This window comes from Dokdonella sp. (assembly GCF_049593775.1).
Taxonomy (GTDB): Bacteria; Pseudomonadota; Gammaproteobacteria; order Xanthomonadales; family Rhodanobacteraceae; genus Dokdonella.
On record NZ_JBAWHJ010000211.1, the window covers coordinates 1 to 10,807 of the forward strand.

Genomic DNA, 10,807 nt, shown 5'->3' on the forward strand with positions numbered 1-10,807 from the left:
CGGCACGGCAAACCCCGCGTCATCGGTAATGATCAGCAATACGTTGGGCGCCTTGGCCGGTGGCACAATCCGCGGTGCCCACCAGAATTTCGAATTCAAGGCATCATCCTTGATTACGCCGCCGAACTTCATGTCTGGCGCGGGCAACTGCTTGCCGTCGATGACGCGGGTGGCGCTGGGTGATCCCAGCGTGCCCTGGATCTTGTCCTCGGCAATCGCACTCAGCGACACCAGGCCAAAACAAGCCAACAATGAAACGAAAGACGAAAAACGTGACGTTTTCATGCGCATTCTCCCCGTTTTCGGCCATTGCGGCCGATCAATAACCATGAACAATTCAATCACAACGAACTGACCGATCTCCGCTGAACAGCGTACGCTTATTCCGGCCCAAGTATTTTCCCCGTCCTTGTGCGTCATCACAAACACTTCTTGGAAGCTCACGACAGGAAGCCCCTTGCGGGGCCAACGGCATTTTCAGCGAACGTCGCCGGCCAATCCCGTCAGTTTGTGGAACTGCTGATCGACCGGTCAGGCCGGCCGCGCATACGTGCGAATCCGCCTCCATGTCATTCCCAGGACCCTGGCATCCCGCCCAAATTCAAGCGTCGGAAGCTGAGCTCATCAATCGCCCCCTATTGATGGCAAGGGCGTGCGACTGCACATTTCTGGAGCAAATCGGTCTCACGGCGAACAATCGCATCCGAATGCACTTGTTATCACTTGCTCCACGATCTCCACAATGCAGGAATGCGTTCGTTGCACGCCAGTAACATTCAGGAAACTTCTCCCAACCAGAGTTCAAACCACTTGGCTGACGCCATTTCGGCGGGCCACACTGCAACAAGTCGCTGCGAGTATTCGGCCGCCTTCCGTTCTTTGCTCGATTGACGCTGACCGAGAGAGATGTTGCCTTGCAGGCCGAGACCACCAGGATTGACCAACAGAAACATTTACGGCGCCTTGATGGCATTGCCTGGCAAACCGCCATCACTCAATGCCATGGCAAGGAAGTAGACGCATTGCACGCGTTTCAGCGCATGAGGCCAGGAGAAAACGATTGAAGCATCCCGGGCATGACAGGCGTTGCGCGCGTCCGGCTCACCCAAGCTGATTGTGCGACCAGATCATGGAGCCATGAACTGCGTGGATCATTGGACACCTGGACCGTACCGGGCATTTGGAGAACAGCGCTATGCCAGTTGTCCAGTCAGTGCTAATTACTCGGCCAGAATGCGAGCCCAGTCCTGCCCCTTGTCGCCGCAGGCGATGAATTCCGGATTCAGCAGGGATTCCTTGCCGTTGTAGCGCAGCGGATTTCCATCCAGGTCGATGACCGCACCACCGGCTTCCTCAAGTACGCATTGCGCGGCTGCCGTATCCCATTCCGAAGTCGGACCAAGCCGCACATATAGGTCAGCCTCTGCCGCTGCGATGCGCAGGAACTTGAGCGAAGATCCGAGGGCCGTGATTTCATGCATGCCAACACGCTGCATCATTTCGGCCAGCCGTGGATTGCCGTGCGATCGGCTGCCTGCAACAACGAGTGGATCCGCACGTGGGCGCGTCCGGCATCGACGTGCCTCACCTTGTCCAATAGCGATCCAGGCACCCTTTCCTTGGGTCGCCCAGGCAATCTCCTCCGTGACGGGTGCCTGGACAACACCGAGTGTCGGCCGCCCATTCTCGATCAAGGCGATATTCACGGTGAATTCCCCATTGCGCTTGATGAATTCGCGTGTCCCATCCAGAGGGTCAACCAGCCAGTAGCGCGTCCATTGCCGGCGTTCGCTCCAGGGGATCGTAGCCGATTCTTCGGACAGGATTGGCCAGCCGGGAGTCAGCTTGCGCAAACTGTCAACGATGATGTGATGCGCGGAGAGATCGGCTTCGGTCAGCGGCGAGCGATCATCCTTGCTCTCGACTTCGAAATCCTTGCGATAAACATCGAGGATGGCCGCAGCGGCTTCACGAGTAATTCGGCAAACCTCACCGACCAGATGCTCGGAATTCGCACTCATGGCGTGTAGCGTCCGGCCAGATATTCACGTGCGATGAACAAGGCGGCGATCGAGCGGCCTTCGCTGACCTCTGGTTCGTTCAACAGGTTATGCAGCTCACTGAGTTTCCATGGCACGACTTCGAGCTCCTCGGGTTCATCGCCCTGCAGGCGCTCGGGATACAGATCCCTCGCCAGCACGACATGGGTTTTCGCACTCATGTAGGTAGGTGACATCGACAAGGTGGCAAGAATCTTCAGATTGCGTGCGCCGTAGCCGATCTCCTCCTTCAACTCGCGGTTGGCTCCCTGCTCCGCCGTTTCATCACGATCAAGCCGCCCCTTGGAAAGTCCGAGCTCGTAGCCCTCTATTCCGGTGGCGTACTCGCGCACGAGCAACACGGTGTCTTCATCCAGCATCGGCACCATGATCACGGCGCCGAACCCCGATGTGCGCAAACGTTCATGGGTACGTCTCACGCCATTCGAGAATTCCAGATCGACCTGCTCGGCACGCAGGAACCGGCTTTGTTCAATCTCGCGCCGGGCATGAATGGTGGGGAGTTTCTTGTGCATCCCTGAATTGTAACCGCATGGATATTCAGACGCCGCTTGCCGGTTGATCCAGGGATGCATGGAACAGGAATTCTCCTGCATGGTGCCACGGCGCGCTCACGAAGAAATCCTCATGCACGGCGGGAACTCCGCGTTTTCTGGCGGGGGCGCTATGCTTGAGGCAACTTCCCGACACCACGTCTCCAGCCATGAACGTGTTTCGCCCGCGATTTCGCGGCCTGGTAGCAAAACTCGCCCTGTTCTATGCGCTGCTCTCGCTGCCTACCCTGGTCGTCGTCGAGGGAGTCATTCTGTTCTATGAGTTCCAGCGCTTCACCAATGGCGTCCAGAACGAAAGCCTGGAACATGCGGCCAAGCGCGAGGCGTCCGAACTGTCGACCCAGTGGAGCCATCTGCGCGGCATCCAGGGCACCGATACTGTTGCCCTCAAACTCTGGCTGGATGCCTGGATACTTCGGCTGCAGCAGCCGCGCGGAGGACTGACTCCGGATGAGTCTTATATTCTGCTCGAGCTCAGTGACGTGCCGCTCGGCGCGGCGATTTACGACACGCAACTGGAGTTGCTGGCGCGTACCGAAGATGGCGTCCATTGGAGGCTAGACCTGCCGACTACGGACGAACTTTCTCGTGCCACGGTCGATACGGATCAAGGCACAATCGAACTTCCAGGCAGCGAATCGGAATACACGATCAAGCGCATTCTTGTGCCATTGAGGGATGCTGGCGGCGAATCGTTCGCGTACCTTTTTGTCGAGCTGCGAATTCCACTGCCGTGGCGGCACGTCCTGTTCGATTCGAGCTTTGAATCGCCGACCGTACTTGCGTTCCTGATCGTATTCGGACTGGCATCATCGTTCTTCCTTGCCGCCTGGGTGACTCGCCGCCTGAGCCGAATCAAGCGCGCGGCCTCGGCCTGGAGCCGCGGCGACTTTTCCGATCGCATCGATGACCGGTCCAGCGACGAGATTGGCGGACTGTCGGGCATGCTCGACCGCATGGCCGTGGATCTCAAGAGCCTGCTCCGCTCACGCGCGCAGCTGGCCACCCTGGCAGAGCGACAGCGGCTTGCCCGGGATCTGCACGACACGGTCAAGCAAAAGGCGTTCGCGCTCAACTTGCAGCTGGCTACCTTGCGTCGTGAGGTCGGCGATACAGCTGCGTCAGAGCGGCTCGGCCTGGCCCAGCGCCTGACCCAGCAGATCCAGCAGGAACTGGCCCAGATTCTCGACGAGATGCGCGCCTCCGATGCCGAGCTGCCTTTCGCCGAGCGTTTGCGCATGCGTGCGAATGACTGGGCACATACCAGCGGTACCAGCCTTGGCTTCGCCGTGGAGGATGTGCCTGCACTAGCGCAAACGCTTGAGGACTCGCTTTTGCGCATTCTTGATGAGGCACTTTCCAACGTGCTGCGACACAGCCGAGCCGAACACGTCGATATCGGCCTCCGCCGCGAGACGGATCGCGTAATCCTCTCCATCGCCGATAATGGTTGTGGCGCGCCGGAAGATTTCAGCAACGGAATGGGTCTGCGCAACATGCGTCAACGTAGTGAGGCCCTGCCTGGCGGCACCTTCAAGTTCGACAGCGTAGCCGGGCGTGGCACGACACTGACTATTGGCTTCCAGGTAGAGGCTTCAAGATGAGCACACCGATACGCATCGTTATTGCCGACGACCATGATCTGGTGCGCCAAGGTATCCGCGCCTTCCTCGAAACTCACGCCGACCTGACCATCGTCGGCGAAGCGGGCGATGCGGCCTCAGCGGTCGAGTTGTGCAAGGCGGAAAGACCTGACGTCGCCCTCGTTGACCTGGTCATGCCTGGTGGCGGCATTGAAGCGACCCGAGCCATTCGCGCCACCAGCCCGGAGACTCAGGTCGTTCTGCTCACTTCGTTTGAGGACGTGCAGCAGATAGTTTCGGCAGTGCAAGCCGGCGCGCTCTCCTGCCTGCTCAAGGATGTTGATGCCGATGAGCTTGCCGAAGCCTTGCGCAAGGCTGCTCAGGGTGAAGCGGTCCTTCATCAGCGGATTGCCGCGCGCCTGATGGACGCCCTGCGCAGAGGCGTGGAACCCGGCAGCGGCATGCTTGAATCGCTCAGCCAGCGCGAACGCGAAACTCTGGCCCTGGTGGCCGAAGGCCTTAGCAATCAACTCATAGCCGAGCGCCTCGGCATCGGCGAGAAGACAGTAAAGACGCATGTCAGCAACCTGCTCGGCAAACTGAACGTCAGTGATCGCACGCAGGCTGCCGTCTACGCATGGCGAAGCGGCATGAAGCAGCGCCCGCAGGGTTAGAGCGACGCGGATACGGGGCGGCGGTATATTGTCGGCACCCTCTATAGCGTGATTCAGCCCCCACATGGCCAAACTGACAACACAGATCATCGACTCGTCGCGTGGCAAGCCGGCAGCAGGCGTCGCCCTTGAGCTATATCGGCTACATGAAGACCGCCGCGAATTGCTCATTCGTGGCTTGACCGGCAAAGATGGACGAAATCATTCAGCCTTGCTCAGCGAAAGCGGCATGCAGGCAGGTCAGTACGAACTGGACTTCCACGTAGGAGACTACTTCGCGACGCTGGGCGTTTCACTTTCCGAACCACGATTCCTGGATGTGATCAGCTTGCGCATCGGGATCGCCGACGCCAATTCGGATCTGCATGTTCCGCTACTGGTTTCCCCGTACGGCTACAGCATGGTCCGTGGCGGCTGAACCAGTGAATGGGTGATCTCGATATCTGGCGGCAAATCCACCGAGAAAATATGCTGGGAAGGCAACCTGTCAGAGGCTGGTAGGCGAAACTGCCAGAGGATTGAACAGCGCCAACGCCTCAGCATGAAGAGCCGCGGTGCCAGCCAGCGCATCTGTTGAATCCAGCCCGATCGGCCCGCCATCGAGCGTAGTGAACACGCCACCCGCTTCACGCACGATGACCGCCAGCGCCGCGATGTCGAGGATATTCAGGTCCGATTCGATGACAAGGTCAATCGATCCCCTGGAGAGCAGGTGATAGTGCAGGAAATCCCCGTAACCGCGGATTCGGCCAACACGTTTGACCAGGCTGCCCAGCGCCTCCCAACGCGTCGCGTGCGCTGCCATGGACTTGAGATTGCCAGTGGAAACAGCAGCCATTGGTCCGAATCGAGTTTCCGCGGAAACGCGCACAGCGTTTCCTTCGCTGACATTGCGTCCGACAAATGCGCCGCCACCGCTGGTTGCCCAGGCCCGCTCTCCGTATTCGCCCGCGGCAGACACGCCAAGCACAAGTTCGCCGTTGTGCATCAGTGCGATCTGCGTGGAAAACATGGGATAGCCGCGCACGAACGCCTTGGTGCCGTCGATCGGATCGATCAGCCAGAGGTAGTCACTGGCTCCTTCGCGACCATGCTCTTCTCCGAGAAAAGCATGGGTGGGAAATGAAGCGCGCAGCACATCCTTGATTGCCGTCTCGGCTTCGCGATCCGCTTCGGTAACCGGCGTGGCATCCGCTTTGGCGACGACGGAAAAATTACGTTCCCGATAGCGCGCGTGAATGACGCGCTCAGCCGCATCTGCCGCCGCATGTGCTGCTTCGAGGGCGCGTGCAAGAAACTCGGCTGAAAGGGTCATTGGTCAAAACACCGGGAAAAGTTGACCATTGATGATCAGGTGCGAGGACCCGTCTGCCTGGGGTTCGCCGATATACCGCAATGCTTCCTGCACGCGCTGATCGTTATTGCGTGCGGCAAGGAACGCTTCGGCGTTGAACCCCGTGGCGGTGATGCTGAAGAAGCCATCGACGGCGAGGTTGCCTTTCCCATCATCGGCGACCGTACCCGCGATACTGCGATCAGGTTTCGAGGAAAATTCGGCCAGAATATCCGAGAACCTCGCTTCGGCACTCCCGCTCACGCCGGCATCGGACCAACGCGCATCCCCGCTTGCGTTCGCAACAAGGCCATCCACCAGAGAAAGGTTCTTGAACGTGCCCGATACGGTTCCGAGCAAGCGAAGGGACGGCAGGTCCAGCGCGGGCGAAAACAGACTGGCGGGAACGCGAAAGCGTACGTCGCTGGCATTGATGTTTCCGTCAGCATCGCGCTTCAGCATTCCGGAAGTATCGATATCAGCGCCGCGAATGCGAAGGTCGGCATGCACGCTTCGCAGCAACAACGGCGCTTTCTCGACCTTCCAGTCAAGCTCGCCGAGATCGCGTCCGAACACACTGACGCCATCGGCGTGGCCATCCCATACGGTGCCGCGAACGCCGACCAGCGACACCGGACCCAGCCGCGACGCCATGTATCGATAGGCCACATCTGCTGGCATCGTCCACGCGACAACAACCGCCACGATGACGACAAGAACAATCACTACAAGCAACCACTTGAATATTTTCATTGTTTACTGACTTGTGGAGTTACAGGGGAAATTGGGCAAGAACAAGACCGGGCAGGAACAGGTCAGGGAACGTCTTCCAGGGTCACGCGCGCATTCACCAGACCCGTTGCGTCAACGCGGTCTGCTGAAAAATCCGTGATCTGCACGCCATAGTCGCGCGCGAGTTGCTCAATCCACGCAATCAGGGAGTCGAACGATACAAATTCGAAACTCGCACGCACGCTGTTTGACCCAACCGGCTCCAGGCGCTTGAGCACGGTATCCAGCCCTGCACCACGCGCACTCACATCAACCAGGGCAAGCAGCGATTTGCCCTGCCGGTCGGCTCGTGACTGAACACCGGCGTTGCGCAGTCGCTCCACCTCAGCCTCCGCGACGCGCACGTAGGCGAGATCGCGACGCCCGTTGTCGAGCTGCTCGACGAGCTGAGCCTGCTTCAGGGCAAGCGGGTGCCATACGAATGACCAGACCAGGAATGCCGATACGATCACTGCACCGACGATCAGGATTCGCCGATCACGTTCGGCCAGTTGCTTCCACCAGGCACCCATCACGGCTCCACCCCGCGAATGCGGATTCGACCGTCAACGCCGGTATCCGCAGGCACCGAAGCCGTCACTTCGGCAATCAGGCCGGGAATAGCCGAAAACTGCTCGCGGAGGTTGTCCAGTGTCGCTACATCCGGAGAACGTAGACCCAGTTCGAGAATCCCGTTCCGGTACTCCAGGCCACGCATTTGGGTTCGCGTGGTCCGTCCAAGCACCGGAGCTACCTGACCGAGCATCCGAAGCAGACCGCTGGTCTCGTCGCCACCGCGAAGGCGATCCAGACGATCGCGCATGACGCTTTGCGGTGCCCGCGTTCGTTCGGCGGCACCAAGATCCGGAAATGTGCGAAGCAGACTATCCGACATCGCCGTATCCATGCGCTCGACGTTGCGAGTGAGTTGGCCGACCTCCAGCGCACGATGCACGAAGATCAACACCGCAACGACTGCGGCGATGGCGGCCACTCGGCGCCACCAGCGTACGGCACGTTCACCGCGATGGCCGGAAGCAAATTCGCCACCGAGCAAGTTGATCTCCGGCTTGCCCAACTGGCCGGCAAGAAAAACCAGAGAATCGACCAGGCCTGACTGATGGGTACTCGTCTCGGCGTCCAGCTCGAGCGCTCCCCCATCACCGATTTCGTGGACCTCGATGTTGCGCTCCACGCCTTCCTCTCGGGTCAGATGCAGCCATGCCGGCAAGTCAGCGCTCGGGCAAGCCATGGCTGACCAGGTGCCGAGGCGGACAATGCAGCGATCCCCCTCTACCAGGATACTGGCACCTCCCGGCTTTGATGCCAGGGCCAGCGATTCTGGAATCACTACATCCGCTCGAATGCCGGCTGCAGTCAGTTGCTCCATCCATTTGCGCATTTGCCGCCTGGCGACTACGGCCACGCCCAGTTGATCCGCGGCGCTGTCCTCGACCGAAAAATGCTGGTCTTCAACAGGTCCGAGCAGTTGGTCCTCTACGGCAAACGGAATGGCCTGACGTCTCTGGGCACTGTTTCGCGCCTGCACCCGAGCGCTGATGACGAGCACATCCTCGGCTGGGACCAGGACAACAATCTCGCCAGCAGTGCTTGTCGCGCTGGCCGGTGGCGCTCCAGACTGGCTCGACGACGGCGTGCGGCCATCTGGCAATTGACGCAGCCAGGTCAGGCCACCACTACGGTCGAGGCGAATCAGGAGGCGATCAGGCATGCGGAAAATCCTTGAAATCCGGTCGATTGTACGAGAACCACGGCCTCCGCCGGAAATCGGCGGCGATCCATCGGCGAATGGCGGCATGATTACCGCGGCAGAGTGCCGGACCCGCTCCTCGTTCGGCAGTCTCGTACTGCGGCGCTTGGGGCCGATTCCGCTTATTCTCGACTGGTTCACAGCCGGGCCGAATAGGCAGGCGCATGTTAAAGTTCGCCCCGATTTCCCCACTGCGCGCAAAAGCCAACATCCTATGGTCCAGATCAGCCCACGGCTCCGACTGTTCGTCCTCGCAATCGCTCTAGCCACGTTCTCCATTTCAGTGGCGCATGCGCGACCCGCCGACGCGTCTTCTCCTTCGAGCCAGACGACTGTCGCAAAGAAGCCGGTCATCATCTGGCGCGGAGACATCGTATCTGCCCGAGGATTCGCCAAGGAACTGGTCGTTGCCTATCGCAAGGACCATCAAGGCGAACTGAAGGTAGAAGCGTTCAGCACGATTTCCGGTATCGATGCCGTCATCAATGGCAGCGCCGACATCGCCGGTAGCGCACGTGGCATGCATCAGGGGCGCGAGACGGAACGCGATCTCGTGTTCCAGCCCGTCGCGCTGGATGCCATCGTTGCCGTTACCCATCCGAATAATCCGGTCAGCAACATATCGCTCGCCCAGATGCGTCAGGTCTACCTGGGCCGCATCACCAACTGGAAGGAACTGGGTGGTCCGGACGCAACGATCAACCTCTATTCCATTGCCGCGCCTCTCGACGGGCTTGAGTACAGCTTTCGACGCCTGATGTATCGCCACGGCGACCAGAAGATTGCGGCGCCCCGCCTTTACCTCAATACCAGCAAGCTCGAGGAAGGCATTGCCATCGACCCCAATGGCCTCGGTCTCAGCTCGCTGTCCAACAGCTTCGCCAACAAGGGCATGAAGATGCTATCAGTCGAGGGCATCGCTGCTTCCACGCAAAGCGTAGCCAATGGCAGCTACCCGCTCTTTATCACGCTCTACGTGGTAAGTCGCCAGGACTCCCCCAACGATCTTGCTGTAGACAATTTCGTGTCGTTTCTGGATTCGCCCAGTGCAAAGCAGGTAATGCGCCAGCATCAACTGGTCCCCTACTCCGAGGCCGGCGACGTCTACGCAATGGATGGCAACCGCCTCACGTTCATCGATTCAGCAATCGTGGATGTCATACCGGCAGACCTCGCTTCCTTCCCGCGAACGCGTGAACCGCCGCCGCTTTCGGCACCCAGGGCCACACTCGAGGCGCGGACACGAATCGCACCCACGGCCGAATCCACCCAGCAGGCGCGTGACAATCTCGAACGCGTCGAACAGCAGAAACTGGATGCTGGTGGCGGACAACCGGTTCCCGCCGAAACGAATTGACCGGAGTTTTCAGGGAAGACGAGGGATACCAGGCTGAATGGACATTCGCGCAATCTCGCTCGATCTCGACGATACGCTGTGGCCCATCGCCCCGGTTATCGAGCGCGTCGAAACCAGCGTAGATCTGTGGTTGCGTTCGAACTGTCCCGAAGTCGCCTCGGCCTGGCCAATTCCTGCCTTGCGCGAATTGCGTGACGAGGTTGCCCGAGACCACCCCGAGTTATCGCACGATCTTGCGGCCCAGCGCAGACTGACACTGCGCCGGGCTTTCGCCCCATTCAACCTTGGTGAAGACTGGGTCGAACGAATCTACGAGATCTACGTCCGCGTGCGCAACGAAGTGGATTGCTACGTTGATACGACGCCAGCGCTTGCGATCATGTCCGCGCATTTGCCCCTGATCAGCATTTCCAATGGCACCGCCGATCTTGGCCGAATCGGCTTGCACGAACACTTCCAGTTCAGCGTCAGCGCTGGGGACGTAGGCGTCGCCAAGCCGGATGCTGGCATTTTCATGCACGCGTGTGATCGCCTGGGCGTTGCCCCGGAGCATGTGCTGCACGTGGGTGATGACCCGACGGCCGATGTTGCTGGCGCTCGTGCCGCTGGCATGCGCACGGCCTGGATCAATCGCAGCGGTGCGCGATGGAGCGACGCTGCCGCACCGGACATCGAGATCAACGACCTCCACGCACTGGCCCAAT

13 protein-coding genes are annotated in these 10,807 nt (G+C 59.8%); 5 read left to right on the top strand and 8 right to left on the bottom strand.

All coding sequences use genetic code 11. The features are described 5' to 3' along the window. The 4 genes from WBP53_RS07440 to nudE all read right to left on the bottom strand — a co-directional run. Positions 1–285 (bottom strand): hypothetical protein (locus WBP53_RS07440; RefSeq protein WP_423927471.1); only part of this gene is annotated, 285 nt, incomplete at its 3' end. A gap of 668 nt (positions 286–953) precedes the next feature. Continuing rightward, positions 954–1,109, bottom strand: coding sequence for a hypothetical protein (locus tag WBP53_RS07445; protein WP_423927473.1), 156 nt, complete (start codon positions 1,107–1,109; stop codon positions 954–956). 111 nt (positions 1,110–1,220) lie between these two features. Further along, positions 1,221–2,021, bottom strand: coding sequence for a 3'(2'),5'-bisphosphate nucleotidase CysQ (gene cysQ / locus WBP53_RS07450; protein WP_423927475.1), 801 nt, complete (start codon positions 2,019–2,021; stop codon positions 1,221–1,223). Beyond that, positions 2,018–2,575 carry an ADP compounds hydrolase NudE gene (gene nudE, locus WBP53_RS07455; RefSeq protein WP_423927477.1) on the bottom strand — a complete coding sequence of 186 codons (558 nt, stop codon included), beginning with the start codon at positions 2,573–2,575 and terminating at the stop codon, positions 2,018–2,020. Before nudE ends, cysQ begins: the two co-directional genes overlap by 4 nt. A 188-nt stretch (positions 2,576–2,763) precedes the next feature. Between nudE and WBP53_RS07460 the strand changes: the two genes are divergently transcribed. The 3 genes from WBP53_RS07460 (at position 2,764) to uraH (ending at position 5,289) form a co-directional block, all read left to right on the top strand. Beyond that, positions 2,764–4,218 (top strand): ATP-binding protein, encoded by a 1,455-nt coding sequence (locus tag WBP53_RS07460; RefSeq protein WP_423927479.1) that lies wholly within the window; start codon positions 2,764–2,766, stop codon positions 4,216–4,218. Next, on the top strand, positions 4,215–4,871 hold the full coding sequence (locus WBP53_RS07465) for a response regulator (protein WP_423927481.1): 657 nt from the start codon (positions 4,215–4,217) through the stop codon (positions 4,869–4,871). The genes WBP53_RS07460 and WBP53_RS07465 overlap by 4 nt, the downstream gene beginning before the upstream one ends. Before the next feature lie 64 nt (positions 4,872–4,935). Beyond that, positions 4,936–5,289 carry a hydroxyisourate hydrolase gene (uraH, locus tag WBP53_RS07470; protein WP_423927483.1) on the top strand — a complete coding sequence of 118 codons (354 nt, stop codon included), beginning with the start codon at positions 4,936–4,938 and terminating at the stop codon, positions 5,287–5,289. A 69-nt stretch (positions 5,290–5,358) separates the two neighbouring features. On the opposite strand, the gene WBP53_RS07475 is transcribed toward uraH, so the two are convergent. From WBP53_RS07475 to gspL, 4 genes are all read right to left on the bottom strand, one after another. Beyond that, entirely contained in the window at positions 5,359–6,186 is an 828-nt protein-coding gene (locus tag WBP53_RS07475) for an inositol monophosphatase family protein (RefSeq protein WP_423927485.1), read from the bottom strand. A 3-nt stretch (positions 6,187–6,189) separates the two neighbouring features. Beyond that, complete coding sequence (locus tag WBP53_RS07480; protein WP_423927487.1) at positions 6,190–6,957, bottom strand: type II secretion system protein N; 768 nt, start codon at positions 6,955–6,957, stop codon at positions 6,190–6,192. Positions 6,958–7,019: 62 nt separating this feature from the next. Then, complete coding sequence (gene gspM, locus WBP53_RS07485; RefSeq protein WP_423927489.1) at positions 7,020–7,508, bottom strand: type II secretion system protein GspM; 489 nt, start codon at positions 7,506–7,508, stop codon at positions 7,020–7,022. Next, complete coding sequence (gspL, locus tag WBP53_RS07490; protein WP_423927491.1) at positions 7,508–8,707, bottom strand: type II secretion system protein GspL; 1,200 nt, start codon at positions 8,705–8,707, stop codon at positions 7,508–7,510. Before gspL ends, gspM begins: the two co-directional genes overlap by 1 nt. Before the next feature lie 253 nt (positions 8,708–8,960). Between gspL and WBP53_RS07495 the strand changes: the two genes are divergently transcribed. Together WBP53_RS07495 and WBP53_RS07500 are read left to right on the top strand one after the other, a co-directional pair. Further along, entirely contained in the window at positions 8,961–10,103 is a 1,143-nt protein-coding gene (locus tag WBP53_RS07495; RefSeq protein WP_423927493.1) for a substrate-binding domain-containing protein, read from the top strand. A gap of 37 nt (positions 10,104–10,140) precedes the next feature. Then, positions 10,141–10,807: HAD family hydrolase (locus WBP53_RS07500; RefSeq protein ID WP_423927495.1), on the top strand; the 667-nt coding region annotated here is incomplete at its 3' end.

Coding starts and splice junctions, on each gene's coding strand:
- cysQ (WP_423927475.1), bottom strand. CDS start 2,021: ATGAGTGCGAATTCCGAGCATCTGGTCGGTGAGGTTTGCCGAATTACT.
- nudE (WP_423927477.1), bottom strand. CDS start 2,575: ATGCACAAGAAACTCCCCACCATTCATGCCCGGCGCGAGATTGAACAA.
- WBP53_RS07460 (WP_423927479.1), top strand. CDS start 2,764: ATGAACGTGTTTCGCCCGCGATTTCGCGGCCTGGTAGCAAAACTCGCC.
- WBP53_RS07465 (WP_423927481.1), top strand. CDS start 4,215: ATGAGCACACCGATACGCATCGTTATTGCCGACGACCATGATCTGGTG.
- uraH (WP_423927483.1), top strand. CDS start 4,936: ATGGCCAAACTGACAACACAGATCATCGACTCGTCGCGTGGCAAGCCG.
- WBP53_RS07475 (WP_423927485.1), bottom strand. CDS start 6,186: ATGACCCTTTCAGCCGAGTTTCTTGCACGCGCCCTCGAAGCAGCACAT.
- WBP53_RS07480 (WP_423927487.1), bottom strand. CDS start 6,957: ATGAAAATATTCAAGTGGTTGCTTGTAGTGATTGTTCTTGTCGTCATC.
- gspM (WP_423927489.1), bottom strand. CDS start 7,508: ATGGGTGCCTGGTGGAAGCAACTGGCCGAACGTGATCGGCGAATCCTG.
- gspL (WP_423927491.1), bottom strand. CDS start 8,707: ATGCCTGATCGCCTCCTGATTCGCCTCGACCGTAGTGGTGGCCTGACC.
- WBP53_RS07495 (WP_423927493.1), top strand. CDS start 8,961: ATGGTCCAGATCAGCCCACGGCTCCGACTGTTCGTCCTCGCAATCGCT.